Origin of the sequence: Gaetbulibacter aquiaggeris, from assembly GCF_044003965.1 — a bacterium.
Taxonomy (GTDB): domain Bacteria; phylum Bacteroidota; class Bacteroidia; order Flavobacteriales; family Flavobacteriaceae; genus Yeosuana; species Yeosuana aquiaggeris.
Window position 1 is genome coordinate 186,025 of sequence record NZ_JBAWKC010000003.1, and the last position, 16,767, is coordinate 202,791.

General features: G+C 32.4%; 18 protein-coding genes. All 18 read right to left on the bottom strand.

The genetic code is table 11. From position 1 onward, the window contains the following. Positions 1–41: 41 nt before the first annotated feature. Positions 42–512 (bottom strand): pyridoxamine 5'-phosphate oxidase family protein, encoded by a 471-nt coding sequence (locus tag V8G56_RS10060; RefSeq protein WP_395438320.1) that lies wholly within the window; start codon positions 510–512, stop codon positions 42–44. Positions 513–521: 9 nt separating this feature from the next. After that, positions 522–1,028, bottom strand: a complete 507-nt coding sequence (locus V8G56_RS10065) for a hypothetical protein (protein WP_395438321.1) — start codon at positions 1,026–1,028, stop codon at positions 522–524. Positions 1,029–1,231: 203 nt separating this feature from the next. Then, the gene (locus tag V8G56_RS10070) at positions 1,232–4,075 is read right to left on the bottom strand and encodes a T9SS type A sorting domain-containing protein (protein ID WP_395438322.1); all 2,844 of its coding nucleotides are present in this window, start codon (positions 4,073–4,075) and stop codon (positions 1,232–1,234) included. Positions 4,076–4,308: 233 nt separating this feature from the next. Continuing rightward, complete coding sequence (locus tag V8G56_RS10075; RefSeq protein ID WP_395438323.1) at positions 4,309–5,394, bottom strand: fatty acid desaturase family protein; 1,086 nt, start codon at positions 5,392–5,394, stop codon at positions 4,309–4,311. 157 nt (positions 5,395–5,551) lie between these two features. Further along, positions 5,552–6,772: a metallophosphoesterase gene (locus V8G56_RS10080; protein WP_395438324.1), complete on the bottom strand. Its 1,221-nt coding sequence runs from the start codon at positions 6,770–6,772 to the stop codon at positions 5,552–5,554. A gap of 15 nt (positions 6,773–6,787) precedes the next feature. After that, entirely contained in the window at positions 6,788–7,381 is a 594-nt protein-coding gene (locus V8G56_RS10085) for a CDP-alcohol phosphatidyltransferase family protein (RefSeq protein ID WP_395438325.1), read from the bottom strand. Between the two features lie 73 nt (positions 7,382–7,454). Then, a complete protein-coding gene (locus tag V8G56_RS10090; RefSeq protein WP_395438326.1) occupies positions 7,455–8,375 on the bottom strand; it encodes a hypothetical protein in 921 nt (306 codons plus the stop codon). 60 nt (positions 8,376–8,435) lie between these two features. Then, a complete protein-coding gene (locus V8G56_RS10095) occupies positions 8,436–9,116 on the bottom strand; it encodes a DUF6799 domain-containing protein (RefSeq protein ID WP_395438327.1) in 681 nt (226 codons plus the stop codon). 363 nt (positions 9,117–9,479) lie between these two features. Continuing rightward, positions 9,480–9,776: a chaperone modulator CbpM gene (locus V8G56_RS10100; RefSeq protein ID WP_395438328.1), complete on the bottom strand. Its 297-nt coding sequence runs from the start codon at positions 9,774–9,776 to the stop codon at positions 9,480–9,482. Positions 9,777–9,778: 2 nt separating this feature from the next. Then, on the bottom strand, positions 9,779–10,663 hold the full coding sequence (locus V8G56_RS10105) for a DnaJ C-terminal domain-containing protein (RefSeq protein ID WP_395438329.1): 885 nt from the start codon (positions 10,661–10,663) through the stop codon (positions 9,779–9,781). A gap of 111 nt (positions 10,664–10,774) precedes the next feature. Further along, on the bottom strand, positions 10,775–11,449 hold the full coding sequence (locus V8G56_RS10110) for an ABC transporter ATP-binding protein (RefSeq protein ID WP_395438330.1): 675 nt from the start codon (positions 11,447–11,449) through the stop codon (positions 10,775–10,777). A gap of 1 nt (position 11,450) precedes the next feature. Continuing rightward, on the bottom strand, positions 11,451–12,713 hold the full coding sequence (locus V8G56_RS10115; RefSeq protein ID WP_395438331.1) for an ABC transporter permease: 1,263 nt from the start codon (positions 12,711–12,713) through the stop codon (positions 11,451–11,453). After that, positions 12,706–13,758, bottom strand: a complete 1,053-nt coding sequence (locus tag V8G56_RS10120; RefSeq protein WP_395438332.1) for an efflux RND transporter periplasmic adaptor subunit — start codon at positions 13,756–13,758, stop codon at positions 12,706–12,708. The genes V8G56_RS10115 and V8G56_RS10120 overlap by 8 nt, the downstream gene beginning before the upstream one ends. A gap of 43 nt (positions 13,759–13,801) precedes the next feature. Further along, complete coding sequence (locus V8G56_RS10125; RefSeq protein ID WP_395438333.1) at positions 13,802–14,890, bottom strand: site-2 protease family protein; 1,089 nt, start codon at positions 14,888–14,890, stop codon at positions 13,802–13,804. Next, complete coding sequence (locus V8G56_RS10130) at positions 14,891–15,517, bottom strand: WG repeat-containing protein (RefSeq protein ID WP_395438334.1); 627 nt, start codon at positions 15,515–15,517, stop codon at positions 14,891–14,893. An 81-nt stretch (positions 15,518–15,598) separates the two neighbouring features. Beyond that, positions 15,599–15,898, bottom strand: coding sequence for a thioredoxin (trxA, locus tag V8G56_RS10135; RefSeq protein WP_395438335.1), 300 nt, complete (start codon positions 15,896–15,898; stop codon positions 15,599–15,601). Beyond that, positions 15,888–16,286: a DUF302 domain-containing protein gene (locus tag V8G56_RS10140; protein ID WP_395438646.1), complete on the bottom strand. Its 399-nt coding sequence runs from the start codon at positions 16,284–16,286 to the stop codon at positions 15,888–15,890. The genes trxA and V8G56_RS10140 overlap by 11 nt, the downstream gene beginning before the upstream one ends. Before the next feature lie 2 nt (positions 16,287–16,288). After that, positions 16,289–16,681, bottom strand: coding sequence for a hypothetical protein (locus V8G56_RS10145; protein ID WP_395438336.1), 393 nt, complete (start codon positions 16,679–16,681; stop codon positions 16,289–16,291). Positions 16,682–16,767: the final 86 nt, after the last annotated feature.

The window sequence follows — 16,767 nt, forward strand, 5'->3', positions numbered from 1 at the left end:
GATTGGATTTCTAAAAAGAGAAATTTAATTGACTTTTATTATTACAATGGGCTATTGACATGTTTTCTTTCTTTTCCTGTTATCTCATCTAAGCTTATGCGAAAAACCACAGGAACTTCCTCATCATAAATTTTACTTGAAAAGTCACTGATGGATTGTGGGTTTTTTTCTTCTTTTTGTCTGATTATATCCTTAATGCCATCAGAAAAGCTGTGAAGATATGCTTTTGCCTGGCTCCCATTAAGTTCTTCATACTTACCATGGGCCAAAACAGATTGCCAGTTATTTACGGATTCAATTTCTGAAACTTCAATGGATACAGCGCTTAGTATGCGTAAAGCTTTTGTTTTGTGTCCTTCGCTGGAATACCCAATGATCGTATTTGTTTTTTGGTCATAGAAATAGGTTATAGGTATTACAAATGGTCTGTTTTGAAAGATATATGCCAAGTGACCTATATAGTTCTGCTTAAGGATTTTAATACATTCTGAAGGCTCTAAATTTTTAATCATAGCTAAAGGTTATTTTATTAGATCATCTAATTTTTTAATAATTAAATTAGCATAAAATGTGGTGTTTTCTAATTTTGACTCTCCAGTAATGGCATCAATTTCCTTTATTTTAAAAGATCCTTTTCCTGAAGTGGTTAATACAACTATCTTATTTTGATTTGACATGTTTTGTTCTAAAAATGATTGCACTTCTTTTGGTGGTTTCCAATTTTCCCAGGTATGAATAATCACTATAGCATTAAAGTCTATTGGATCAATTTCTGGCAGTTGAGACACGTCAATAACTTTTATATAAACAGAATCCTTTTTGTAATGATCAGTAATGTTAGAAGTAATTTCATTTTTAAACGCACTGCCTTGTGTTGCTATGAGTAATTTGAGATCCAGATCTGGAGAATTAAATTGAACTGTTTCAACTTTGTCCATGGAATACTCATATTTATACCATACAGCATAAACTAAAAGCATCACACCTAATGATAATATGAACAGTGTTATTTTAAGTTTATAAGACATGATAAAAAAATTTATATTATTCAACTAATTTATTTTATATCAGAAACTTAGACGATGATATTAGTCAGTATGGGATTTATTTTTGTTAATCAACAGCCAATAAGAGGTCGTTCTAATATAAAATCCTGACAGATTTTAAATCTGTCAGGATTTCCATTTAAATAATAACTATTAAGTTTCTTTTCAGAGTTATTATACTTTGGTTACTTCACTATTAATTTTTTTACTGAAGTATTTTGACCATCACTGACTTTAACAAAATACAAACCTGATTGTAACATACTTAAGTTGAGTGTTTGAATTCCATTTGAGTTATTAAGTTTTGTTCTAAACACTTCTTGACCAAGCATATTATAAATATTAACCAGATTTCCGGTTGTATTTTGAATGTTAACAGTTTTACTTGATGTTGTTGGATTTGGATACATTCTAAAGCTTACAATTTTAGAATTTTTAATGCTTAATGCTTCACCTCCAGGCTCTCCAATAAGGACATCCATATAAGTAAGATTATTTGAAGGATCCATAATAGCAATACCACCTCCACCAGGTCCGTCTTCGACAGTTTTACCTTCTGGAGTAGTTTCTTCCTCAATAGGAACTATAATTTGTGTTGACTCACTAAATTTAGCAGTTCCTATTCCTGGAGTAGCTTCATCAAAACTAAAGGTCAATCTGTAGTATCCTTCTCCGTCATTCAAACTACCTACGTCCCATGTATATCCATAAATGATTTTCCCTTTTACATTAATTTCGGCATTATAGTATCCAGGACCATCGCCAGCTTCAGATGCAGCCTGATTAAATATTGGCTCATTTATAATGTCATAAACTTCATTTTCCTTTTCTGTCCAACCAATTTTTTGTACCCATTTGAGTCTATCCCGAGGAATACTTTCTCTTGTATAATTTAATTTTTGAATTGTAAATCGGGCGTTAGGGGAAAAAACAGTTGCCTGAGTTCCTTCACCAAATACAGGTTCATCATCTAATGTGGTTTGTAATCCGTGAACTTCATCAATACCCCAACTATCCACATGGCGCATACTAAATTGTGTGACAGAATCTATATCTTCTAATAAAACCATTTCTGTCCTTACCTTTGAATTAAGTTTCCAGGCTAAAGATTCAAGATTGTCTCCCCAGTCAACCCAATCAATATCTAGGGTTTCTCCTGCTGGTACGGCTGCATTATAGGCTTGCCATACATTTTTTGAATCTTTTTGTACATAGGCTTTATATACTGTGGAGTTTCCATCACCAGGATTAGAGCCGTCTTCACATTTTTGTTTATTGTTTTCATCTGGTTTACAGCTATAAAGCGGTGCTTGTGGGTCAATAGGGTCTTCACCCCAAACATACCACCATTCGCCTTCAAGAGAATAGGTTCCCATGGTGCCAGGTAAAGCTTTTGAACCACCATCAGCCCAAATAACAGGGAATGACAAGTTATTTCCTGCTTTATCACCATCTGGAGGAGCAGATATTAGCTCAAACGAAATGCTTAATGCTGTTCCTGCCTCACCAGAGAGGTCGTCTTCAGCGTAAGGCGTCACAGTGAGATTATAATTTCCTTTTGTGAAGTCGTTGCCAGAGTAGTCACCATTATTATGACCGTAAAGCGTATAAGGGGCAACATTCTCAGTTCTTGAAGTGGAATGCGGTCCATTTAGATCAAACTTTACACTGCCAACATCTTTTGTTACTAAAGCTTCAACGCTAAGGTTAGAAACTGGAAGCTCATTGATGTTTATGGTCATGCCATTAGTAAGTGCACCGAGAGATACATCATTAACAGCATCAATGAGTTCTAAACCGGTTACCGCTACCCAAGGAAGTTCATCGCTTACATCTTCACCAATAAGTATATCCATATAGGTTAGATTATTAGCTGGATCCAAAATACCAACACCACCATTACCAGGACCTCCCTCCTCGGTAATTTCAGTAACTTTTGCTATTTCAGTTGACTCTTCTTCACCTTCCTCTTCTTCTGGTACGATTATCTGTGTAAATTCATCAAATTTAGCAGTGCCTATAGCTTCATCACCTTCATCAAAACTGAAGGTAATTCTATAATATCCTTCTCCTTCATTCAATTTATTCACGTCCCAGGTATATCCAAACATAATTTTACCTTTTACATTAATTTCGGCATTAAAGTATGCAGGACCATCGCCTGCTTCAGAAACAGCCTGATTAAATATGGGCTCATTTATAATATCAACGTTTTCAGAAGCTGCTTCTGTCCATCCGGTTTCAGGTACCCAGATAAGTCTGGAAGGATCAATACTTTCTCTTTTATAATTTAACTTTTGAATAGTAAATCTGGCATTTGGAGTAAAAACAGTCGCTTGTGTTCCTGGACCATATACTGGCTCATCTTCAAGTGTGGCTTGTAAACCATGAACTTCGTCAATACCCCAACTATCAACATGCCGCATGCTAAATTGAGTCACGGAATCAATATCTTCATATAAAACCATTTCTGTCCTTACCTTCGAATTGATTTTCCAGGCTATAGACTCCAGGTTATCACCCCAGTCAACCCAATCAACATTCAGAGTTTCTCCAGCTGGTACCGGCGCATTATACGCCTGCCAGACATTTTTCAAGTCTTTTTGTACATAAGCTTTATACACTATAGAGTTACCGTCGCCAGGAGTTGAACCATCCATACATTTACCACTAGTATTATCAAGCGGTTCGCAACTATAAAGAGGTGCCTGTGGGTCAATAGGGTCTTCACCCCAAACATACCACCATACCCCTTCAAGTGAATACTGTCCTAATGTGCCAGGTAAAACTTTTGATCCTCCGTCAGCAAAGATCACTGGAAATGATAAGTTATTTCCACCAGTTTCACCTTCACCGCCACCGTGACCACCGCCACCATGACCACCGCCGCCGCCGCCGTTTCCGCCGCCGCCGCCGCCACCATTTCCGCCACCACCATTGCCGCCTTGTGCGTTAATGGTCTGGCTGGAACAAATAAATATGAATGGCATAAAAACCATTATTCTTAAAAAAGTAATTAGTGTTTTCATGATTACATGATTTAATTAAACAATTTGTTTTAGTCAGTAATTATGTCAAACAAAATGTGGACGTTAAACATAATTTGTAAAACACATGAAAGATAAATATGAATTGCAAAAACCTAAATGACCCCCGTCAATTGGAAAAAAAATTATTAAGAATATAGGAGATCAATCTTATATTTAAATAGGGAAGAGATGAATTATTAAGTAATAGCTAAATAGATTTTATTGAAGAAATTTTATTTTTTTAGACCTAATTCTTTCAGACGTCTGAAGTGAGAACCTAATGCGTGAAACATGGTTGGTTTTAAATTATATATAAAACCAAATTCTTCAGCGGTTTCTTTTACTATAGGAGCAATTTTAGGATAATGTATGTGAGATATATTTTGAAATAAATGGTGCTCAATCTGAAAATCAAGACCGCCTATATACCAACTAAATAATCCGTTTTTTCTGCCAAAATCTGAAGTAGTCCTTAACTCATGAATCATCCACTCATGGGGTATCAGGTTCTTTTTAATAGGAAGCGGCTGGTGGGTACCTTCAACTACATGAGCCATTTGGAATACTGTAGTCATGATCATACCCGCAGTTACATGTAATGTAATGAAACCAATAAGTATTTGCCAGAATGAAAAACTGGTTAAAAATAAGGGCAACCCAATGATAATAGCGAGGTAAATAATTTTTATAGAAATAAGTTTAATTAATTCCAAGGTTGGATTTATATTTAATTGTTTTGTAACACCTGTTTTATTAAGGTTTAATAGTACCGAGATTTCACCAAATAAGCGGGCAAAGGTCATAAGACCATACAGCGGAAAGGCATATAAATGCTGATAACGGTGGTACTTTTTAATAGGAGCATGCTCACATAAACGAATAATACTCGCGTTAGAAATGTCTAGATCATAATTATAAATGTTCGTGTAGCTGTGATGCTTAATATTGTGTTGCACCCTCCAGTTAAAATTATTACTTCCCAATAAAAACATGGTAGACGCCATAATTTTATTGACCCATTTTTTTGAGGAATAAGATCCATGGGCACCATCATGCATGACAGACATCCCTATGCCGGCTTCGCCAACCCCCATAAGAATGGCCATGAACAGAGCTGTTAATGTTGAAATAGGATATGTAAGTATTACAATAAAGGGCACAAAATAAGCGGCTAACATGACCACTGTTTTTAGATATAAGTTCAGGTTACCAGTCTTTGAAATATGATGAGACTTAAAATAAGTGCGCACCCGTTTTCTTACTTCATGCGTAAATTCTTTTTCTTTAGAATTGTTGCTATGGAATTTAATTGTTTTCATTCTAATAATAAAGAGATGCTAAAAAGTATTGGAAATAAAATTATTTTAAAATGATTTTTGTCAATTCTTTTAATTAGTTGATGTTGAAATTATAAATCGAGATATGGAATCAAACTTTGGTTATTTATTATAGCATTTTCTTTTAGTGAAAGAATCCTTATCGGGTTTTTATAAGTTTAAAACATGATATTTCCGGGCGCATGCCTATTCTTCCGGGAAAACCTAACCAACCCAAACCACGATTCACATATAAATATTGTTTGTTATGCTCATATAAACCTGCCCAGTGCTGGTATTTGTATTTAATGGGACTCCATTTCAAATCTTTATAATTAAATCCTAATTGCATGCCGTGTGTGTGTCCTGATAATGTCAGTGCAATATCAGTCTTATTAACTACTTCTTCATTCCAATGCGTGGGGTCATGAGAGAGTAATATTTTAAATGGAATGTGCTGTACCTTATTTAAAGAGCTTTCTAAATCTCCATATTTTTTAAAAGGTGGCGTCCCCCAATTTTCCACACCTAATATGGCTATTTTCTCATGGTTTACCTCAATGATATCAGATTGATTTAGTAATAACTCAAAGTTTATCTTTTTGTAAAACTGTTTTATTTTATTAAAATTATCTTCTTTTTCCTTATCGGAATTCCATTGGCTGTAATCGCCGTAATCATGATTTCCTAATACGGCATATTTACCTTTTTTAGCTACTAATTTGTTTAATACATTTTCCCAACCGATGAGTTCCCAGGCGTAATTGTTAACCAGATCTCCTGTAAAGAAAATAAGGTCTGGTTCTAATTCATTAATTAGTTTTGCGGCTCTTTCCAGAATGTTAAAACGGTAGTTAAAACCGCCTATATGTAAATCTGATATTTGAACTATTTTTAAACCTTCAAAGGATTTGGGTAAATTATTAAAACTTATTTTATGCTGATGAATTTTAAAGTGATACACGGCTTTAAAAATGGCATAAACAATAATTGAAAAAGGTAGAAACCCTGAAAACAACCCAATAATTGGAATTATTAAAAGGGATGCTTTTTCGGGAATCATTGTTCTTGTATAATATAATATAGAGATGATGATCACAAATATTATTTTTGGTATAAATGACGATACTGTAAGCCCATATAATGACGAGATAAGTTTGTGTTTTCTCCTTGGATTAATGTCATCCAATGTGGTTTTTAGAACAATAATGGCAACTATTAAACCAATAGTAAAAATCCAGAATAGAACATGTATTGTAGTTTTTAAAAAAGGAGAAGAAATAAGTGTAGTAATAGATCGTAACCAGTAAAAGGCCATAACATCTACCAATAATATAGCTAAGCACAAAAGTAAAATAGTAAATAGGGAAAAGCTGCGCATAGCAATATAATTGCGTTAATTTATTTTCTTTTTCAACCTGCGTTTGTCTCTTAAAGCCCAATAAATTCCTTTGATATCAGAAGCCCAATGGTCATACATAAAAATCAGTATTATTTCTTCAAAGGTTTCCAATAAGCCTATAATGATCATTATATAAAACAGCGTATATTCTGGTGTAAAAAATAACGACCATAAAATAAACACACTTTGAATAATGGCCGATAATTTTGCAAAATAGGTATGAAAGGATGTTGCTTTGCCATACTTAAAATAAGCAATAAGCATTTGGACGATGTAAGGTATAAATGCAATACCTATTAAAGTTAAATTGGTTTTTATAAATTGAGTTTGAAAATAAAACAAACCAATTAACCCGATTATAAGTGTTATCTGGTCACCAAAAGAGTCGAGCTGAGAGCCTCTGGCACTTGTTATTTTTAACCTTCTGGCTAAATAACCATCTATAGCATCTGTACAATAGCTTATTAATAAAAACCATGTAAAAATAAGTCTGAGGTCAAACCAAATTAAAACTAATAAAAAGGGGGCAGCAAATATTCTGTAAAAAGAAAACCAATCGGCAATATTGTAGTTTTTAAAAGTGAGCATACCATTTTTTGATTTATATAAAAATACAAGTAGTAAGGCTCAATTAAAATGAGATTGATCAGTAATCCAATTTTTAAAATCTATAACTTATTCCAGCCATCCAATAAAAGGTGGTTTCTAAATCTTCTTCGTAAATTACGGAATCAACCGTTAAAGTTGCAGGGTTTTGTGGGATCACTAAAACCGGTAAAAATGAGATTATAAAAGGTTTATTTATATACCAGATAGGTAAACTAAATTCTATGGCCATTAAATCAAATTTTTCACTTTCTTGCATTACTACCGTGGTGGTAGTAGTTGTTGGTATTGTTCCGCCAGTTCCTTGGCCGCTTCCAGAACCAGAACCAGAACCAGAACCTGTTCTGTCACTACCAAAACGATTATTGATGTAGTACTCTTCGTAAAAATTTTGGGATCCAAAATATACGCCTATGCTTGGGGAAATTTGAAAATCTTTAGTTGAAGTCACAAAATCATGACCTATTTCTGCAGATAAAAAGAGATCTGAATTACTGCTTGTATCAATAAAATAAGTTGAAGAAGCAGATAAATATATCGGATTAAAATCATATTTCAAGCTAGCTGTAATGCCGGCGTCAACTTCTGAAATAACATTATAACTATCTGTATTAAAAAAGTATTTTGTGATTGAAAAATCACCACTTAAATTTTTAGATGTAAAATCGTATCCTATAGTTCCTAAAAACAAATCAATCCTACTTTGATCAGATTTTGTGAGGTATGAAAAGGAGCCTATGGCATAAAATCCTGATTTATTATGATACATGATGGATGGGTTCAAGTAGGGTGCTGTTATGGAATCTTTTCGTCCTAAATAAACGGCATCGCTTATAAAGCTTAAATTTATTGAAAAGTAAGAGGCCTCACTATTTTTAGAGCTTCTGGTAGTCTCTGACTTGTCTTGTGCAAATATTGGATTAACACTGAAAACAATTAAAAAGAGAAGACTAAATTTGAGTATTTGCAGTTTCATAATAAGCAGTTTTGAATGTTTAAAAAGGGGTTTATTTAAAAACCCCTTTTTCCTGTTGAATTAAGAAATTCCCTTTTTTGTTTTTTTGACCTGTGTTTTATTCTGGATCTGTGATTTATTTTGAATTTTATTTTTATTCAAAACTTTTTCATTGATCATTTTTCTGTGTTGAAACATGTTTTTATACATTTCTCCATCCATGTTCAAACATTCACCTTCTTTAAGACGTAATTGAGCACGCTCTTGTGTTTGATAGCTTCCGTCAGGATTAACAACGGTTCCATTGTTAAGTTTTAGTTGTTGGCGAACTTGTTCTTGAGATTGATTTCTTATTTGAAATAGTTCACCATCCATAGCCATTATTTGGTATCTATTTTGGTTACGTTCGGCAACTTGGCTTTCATTTAATCCCTTATTTTCTTTTTGAACTTTGTAACGATATTGGTATTCATTACGATATTTAATACCATCATTATCTAAACATTCACCATCTTTTAAACGCAATCTGTCTCGATCTTTAGTCATATAAGTACCATCAGGATATACAACTGTTCCGTCATCTAATACTATTTGATCTTTTAACCTGATTTGGTCACGATCTCTAATATGTAAAACATCCCCATCAACCAGCATAACGCGATCTTGATCTCTGTCTTGATCTTGGTCTTTTATTTGATCTTGTGCAAATAGGGCAGAAGTTCCTAAAACCACCATTGCTCCTAATAAAATTATTTTTTTCATAGTACTTAGTATTTAAAATTAATATTAGGTTAAAAGTAACCCTATTGATAAGGCTTCAAAATGATTTCCATCAATGCAAAATTATTTTTTGGTGGATTGTTATTTTTTAATGATGAAGTAGTATATTATAAAATAATCCTTAGGTAATAGTTTTATTAATAGGGTTAATTAAAAGGAATTCTGGAAGTTGACGAATATCAATTAAATTGAACAAAATTTTATTATTGTTTTGAGGATGACATCAGGGAATATTACCTTAAACACCCATAAGTTATTGGTAGAAGGTTATCAGTTTATAATGATAATAACTATAGAAAGACGAAGTAATCAAAAAGAAGAATGAAATCACAGGGTTTTAATTATTTATAAATCTTCATAGAACCTTAATTTGTTTTGTAGTAAAGTTATTTCTTCCTTTAATGATTCAACTTGATTTAGTAAGTTATAAATGGCATCAAGCCCTTCAAAATTAATTTCTAAATCATAATGTATACGCATCAGTTTTTCAACTTCTTTTAATTGGGATTTGTGAATAAATAAATTCTTGTTTTCAATAATGATATCAACCAGTTGAAATTCATTTAAAGTATCAATAAAGGATACCGGGATGTTGTAATGATTACAAATTAATTGTACGGATATTAAGTTTTTTGTTCCCATAATCAACGAAGTTTTTGTAACTGTTCTATGAGTGCTTTCTCTTGACTGGAAAGGTTTTCTGGTAGCTTTATTTGATAAGTTATATAGAGGTCTCCAAATTGCCCTTCTTTTTTGTATTTGGGAAATCCCTTACCTTTAAGTTTTACTTTTGTGCCATTTTGAGTTTCTGGTTTAATATTAAGTTTTACCTTTCCATTAAACGTGTCTATCATTTTTTCTCCCCCCAATAAGGCCTTATACAAATCTAAATCTACTGTGACATGCAGGTTGTCCTTGTCTCTTTTAAATTTAGAATTGTTTACAATAGAGAATTGAATTAATAAATCACCGTTAGGACCTCCGTTTACACCTGGACCACCATGGCCTTTTATTTTAATAATCTGTCCATTTTCTATACCTGCCGGAATGGTGATCCTAATATTTTTTCCATTCACGGTCAAGGTGCGCTTATGAGTAGTATAAACATCTTTTAGATCAAGTTGCAGTTCTGCATTAAAATCCTGCCCTCTAAATTTAACTTGTCTGCCACGGCTTCCTGAAGTTCTTCCCCCAAACATACTACCAAAAATATCTGAAAAATCTTCCTCAGAAAACCCTCTCGCTGAACCCTGAGTACTTCGTTGATATTGCTGTTGCTGCTTGGCCTTTTCAAATTCTTCGCCATGTTGCCAATGTTCACCATATTGGTCGTATTTTTTTCTGTTTTCAGCATTGCTTAAAACTTCATTAGCATCATTAATTTCTTTAAATTTTTTTTCGGCAGTTTTATCATTAGGATTCAAGTCAGGATGGTATTTCCTGGCTAATTTTCTGTAAGCTTTTTTTATATCAGCTTCAGTTGCAGTTTTTGGAACACCTAAAATTTTATAGTAATCTATAAACGCCATGTGATGATTTATTTAGGGGTTTAAATTTTAAAGATAGATTTAAAAAAGAGTATTTTAAATGACTAAAATCAACTCTATCAGGAATTAAATATTATTACTGTTTATTTCGAATTAAACTTGAATAGTCCCATCTTCCATAGTTATAATCCTGTCAGTTCTTTTGGCAAAATCCTCATTATGAGTGACTACTAACAATGATAAATTTTGTTCGGCACTCAATTGTTTGAAAATATTAAAAACGTTTTCTGAATTATAACTATCTAAATTACCAGTGGGTTCATCGCCCATAATGATGGAAGGATTATTTATAAGCGCTCTTGCAATCGCAATGCGCTGTTTTTCGCCTCCTGATACTCTGGAAGCGTGTTTATATGCTAAGTGGTCGATGTTCAGCATTTTTAATTTTTCAAAAGCATCATGCTCAATTTCCTTGTTTGTTTTTTCAGCTAATTTTTTAGCTGGAAGCATAACGTTCTCTAAAACAGTAAATTCAGATAATAAGAAATGAAACTGAAACACAAAGCCGATGTGTTTATTTCTTAAATAGGAAAGGTGATTTCTGTCTTGTCCTGTTACTAATTTATTATTTAAGAATAGTTCTCCTTCATAATCCGTATCCATAGTAGAAAGTATATAGAGTAAGGTTGATTTTCCGCAACCCGATTTTCCCATAATAGAGGCAAATTCACCTGTTTTAATTTGAAAGTTGATATCCTTTAAAACATGGTATAGCACCGGCTTTCTGAAATATTTATTAATATTTTTTGCTTCTAAAACAGTATTCATCTTACTGGCCTCTTATAATGTTTACAGGATCTATTTTTTTTGCTTTTTTTGCTGGAAAATAACCTGCTAGAAAAGTAGAAAATATGGCAAAGGAAAAACCTATGACAAAAAACAGAGGGTCCAGATTTACCGGGTATGTTTTTACTGTTGGTAAAGATTCTGTTCTGAATGGGATGGTGTCAATAAATCGCACTAAGCCATAACCAAGTAACAATCCTAAAATACCACCCACAAAACCAATAATCATGGCCTGGCTCATAAAAATGATCTGAACATCTTTCCCTGAAAACCCTGTCGCTTTTAAAATGGCAATATCATTCATCTTTTCATAAATAAGCATGTTTAAGATGTTATAAATGCCAAATCCTGCAACTATGAGTAATGTTATGGAAACCGCATAAGTAATGAGGTTTCTAACCGTAGTACCTGTTTCAAATTGGGCATTCGCTGTTTTAATATCTATTGCTGTAAGATGAAATTGTTGTTCTATTTTTTTTGAGAAGGATGGAGCCAATTCTATGTCATACAACTTCACATTGATGTCTGTTATATAATTTTCTGCCTCACCTAAAATACGTTGTACCGTTTTTAAATTGGCAAAACTTTGCATGGCATCAATATCAGCAATGCCACTTTGAAAAATAGCAACAATTTTTAAAGGAAAAACATCCCCTTTGATAGTGCTTATTTGAATACGGTCTCCAAGGGATAAAGACATCTTTTTTGCAATACCGGCCCCCAATAATATGCCATTATCATTAGTATCTAAATCTTCAGGAGTGCCTTCTACTATATAATTTTTAAGATTAAATAATCTGGCTTCATCCATCACATTAATCCCTGTTAAATTGCCAGCTAGTTCTATAGATCCTGCAATATAAAATATTTGGGTTTTTACTTCTGGAATAGCCCCTCTAACATGAATATCCTTATTTAAATAGTTAATAATTGGTAAGGCATTATGAATTTTTTTCTGACTCAGTTTAGGTTTAACAGAATGAATAACACTAAAGTTGTTCTTTAAATTTGCTAATAAATTGACGGGTTGATTTTTTGAGGGCTCAATCTCATTGTAAATATGAATATGAGGTGTTTGATTAAGGATTAAATCGTCAAGCATGGTGTTTAATCCTGTCATAAAGCATACAAGCGTAATGTAGGAGCCAATACCAAAGGTAACACCTAGTGCGGCCGTGGCTGTTTGCTTAATTTTTGAAAGCAAATGCGTTTTGGCAATACTTAATATAACTGGCCAGTTAGTCATTTTTAGCTTTGTATATATAGGTGTTTTTTGTGATTCCAGAAAGCACTTCTACGTATTCCATATTTTGCAATCCCGTTGAAATACCAATAATACCATCATCAGTTTTAACTTTATTACCTTCCATTAAATACTCTTTTGGAATGGTTAGAACATGATCTTTTTTAGCAATAATAATATTGGCTTCTCCAGAAAGGCCTGGATATAATACTTTTGGAGGATTATCAAATACAGCTTCCACTTTAAAGGTTTGATTGCGTTCATCTTTTTTTGGATAAATTTTTGAAATGTTTCCGGTGAAAACCTCACCGTTATAGGCTTCAAGTGTGATAATGACCTCTTGGTTTTTAGATATTCTTACAATATCTACTTCGTCAACCAACAATTCAATGATAAAACTTGTGGAACTACCTATGGATGCTAAGGGTTCTTGAATGGTTACTATTTCACCCGGTTCTTTATATAAGGCATATACTTTACCATTAACTTTGCTGGTTATTGTAAAATCTTTCGTGTTAATTAAGGAAGTTTGATAATTATTTTGGGCTTGTTTAAGAGCTGTTTCTAATGCATTCTTGGTGTTATTGTACTTGTTTTGTAAAAGACTGAGGTTATTGAAAGACAGTTGATAATTAAGTTTTTTAGTATCATAATCGGTTTTTGATCCTATTTGTTGGTTCCAAAGATTTTGTTGTCTGAAAAAATTAATGGAATCATTTTTATATTTTAAAATAGCTGTATTAATTTCATTTTGTATTCCTTCTAAAATGGCAGCGCTTCCAGAATAGTTGTTTTCAGCTAATTCTAAAGCTAATTTGGCATTTTGTGTATTGAGAATTGGAGCGTTATTTATTATTTTGATGAGTGGTTCATTTATAGAAATTAGATCGCCTTCTGTTTTCAAATTTTTATCTAAAATACCTGATACAATGGCAAAAACTTCATATAAACCATCCGGTTGAATGGTCACAGAAGAATATACAGATTCCACAAGATTTTTAGCTTCGGGTAGTATTTTATCCTGTTTTTTGGAACAGGATACTATCATTAAAATAAATAATAAAAAATAAGATCGTCGCATCAAAAAATAATTAAAAAACAAGTTTAGGTTGAAATAATATGAATTCATTGAGATTGACCGAATCTATCGCACCAACTAGTTTGCCATTTTCTAAAACAGGGAAAAAGGAGTTTTTCTGGCTGTGTATTAATTGGTATACTTTATTTAGGTCGTCCTCGCCTTTTACTGTCTTAAAAGAGGTGTTCATAATATCTTTAACCAAGGTGTTTTCATTTTTTGCGTTTTCAATAATGTCTTGATAGTATAAGAGCCCTTTAATAGCATCATTTTCAAGAATTATAAAATTATTTTCAGTTCCTGAAATAATTACTTTGATGACCTCTTTTAAGGGATCTTTCGGACTGAATGTGGTAATATTTGTGATTACAGATTCTTTAACTGTATGTCCTTTAAGAATGGCCATATGCTGAACCATCTGGTTTTCACCATAGGCACCTAAAAAAATAACCAGTGCTATGAATATTAGAATAGGATTATATAATAAACCGATCAGTAAAAATAAAACGGCAATGATCTGACCAATTGTTGATGCGATTTGTGTGGCTTTAACCCGGTTTATTTTAATAGCCAATAATGCTCTTAAAATACGTCCGCCATCCATAGGGAAGGCAGGAATTGCATTAAAGACCACAAGCGCTATGTTTACTATGTAGAGATAGAATAAGAAATTAAGGAGCGTAAAACTGCTTAAAGTTTCAAGCGTTTCTGTAAAATTTAATTGCATTAATTCCTGGACAGGAATAATAAAATAAAGTAGTACTGCAATTATAATGTTAACTAAAGGACCAGCTAATGTTACTAATAGTTCCTGTTTGGGCGATTCAGGTATTCTTTCTAGACTAGCCATACCTCCAACCGGTAACAAGGTTATTTGCTTAGTTTCAATTCCAAAATATTTTGCAGTTAAGGCATGTCCCAATTCATGCAATATAACACATACAAAAACGGCTAGAACTAAGGCTATATTAAATAAAATACTAACTTTATTTCCGCCGCGCTTCAATTCACTAAAAATAATCCATATTATTAAAAAAATAAAAGTCCAGTGGACTTTTATTTTAATTCCAAAAACACTTCCCAAATTCAGATTTGCTTTCATTTATAACTGATTGACATTAATTTTTTTTATAATGGTCCAGTTCTTATTTTCACCATAAATAGCATATAAATTATCTGAAATTTTTCTTGAAGTAATTTCAGGCGGAGTTTTTAAATACTTTTTGTCTAGAACTGTATTAAAACCTTTTGGGGTTAAATATTGGTTAATATTGCCATCAGTATCTATGGTTACTTCATAATATTTGTATTGAACTATATTTTTGCCTAAAACGTCGTTTTTTCCAATGAATTCTTCAGTCAATTTTAAAACAATAGCTTCGTTGTTTTGAAAATTTTGAGCATTTAAAAATTGGGTGTCTATAATGGTTTTTCCTGAAGTATCAATGTATCCAAAATAAGAAATCTCATTAATTTCTTTCATTATTAAACACCGGTTATTAAAAAAGACCGGATAATTACCATCATTAAATTTGGTAGGCACTAAGTCATTTCTAAAGTTTATAACAATAGCACCTTCTTGATTAATAAACGCCCACTGATTATCTTTTTTTATGGCAGAAAGACCATCATTAAAAGGAGAAATGAATTCCAAGTTTTCAATAGTTTGCGCGCCTACAAAAACAGGGATTAAAAATAAAACCATCAATAGAATAACTACTTTTTTCATCACTTTATACTTTTAAATTGTTGTTTAAAAGTATAAGGTTTTCTAAGATTTCAAAATGATATTCATCATTACAGTTTGATTTTAGAGGTACTGTTTTATGGTATTTAAAATATCATTTTTTTGAACAACTCCAGATTGTCGCCATAATTGATTTCCATTTTTAAAAAGAATCATAGTGGGGACCCCTCTAACCTGATACTTGCTTGCTATGACTTGGTTTTTGTCAACATCAATTTTTACAATTTTTATAGTATCTTTTAACTCATGCTTGACCTCTTTTAAAATAGGAGCCAGCATTTTACAGGGGCCGCACCAATCTGCATGAAAATCTACTAATACGGGTAGATTTTCATTTATTATGTTATTAAAACTACTTTTCATTTTTAAGGTTACTTATAAGGTTTTCTAATTTACTACTTACTTGTTGAGCTATATTTTCAAGTTTTTCATTCTTTACAGATTGCATGGATACCATGGGGTTGATCGCTGCCACTTCTATTTTGTTAGGTTCCAGTTCTTGAACAATAATGTTGCATGGAAGCATGGTACCAATTTTATCTTCCTGCTGCAGTGCTTCATATGCAAAAGGCGGATTACAAGCCCCTAGTATTTTATACTTTTTAAAATCGACATCCAATTTATTTTTTAAAGTCTGCTGGATATCAATTTGTGTGAGTATGCCAAAACCTTCCTTTTTTAATAATTCGGTAACGTTTTCTATAACTGCTTCAAATTTTCCTGAAACAATGGTGTTAAAATAATAGGTCATCATTATATATTTTTTAATTCCTGATCTAATTTAGCAAGAAAAATCAACTCTGATTTGTTGATACCTGAAAAGGCAGCAGCAATGGCACCAGCTGTTTTTAGTATTAATTGTTTAACTGGCTTTGTAAACAAATGTTTTTGTTCATTTTTATAAGTCACAAAGTCATCAAAACACGCTTTTGTATTTAAGTTTTCTTGATTATATAACCAATCAAAAACAATTTCAATTTGATAGGCAGCATCTGTCCTATATACATCTTCAATGGGATCCAGTTCCAACCAATTTTTTTGTACTAATTCTTTAAGTTTATCAAACTCAACTTTTTTTACATGATAATCTACTGCAGCAATCGCATAGAAAAGTTTACCAAGGTTTTGATAAAATTTAAGCGTCATTTTCTTTTTAGGACTCATAACTCGATTCAAATAATAACAAATTTAATTTCTTGTTGATTAAGATGTTATGATAAATATCAATCTGA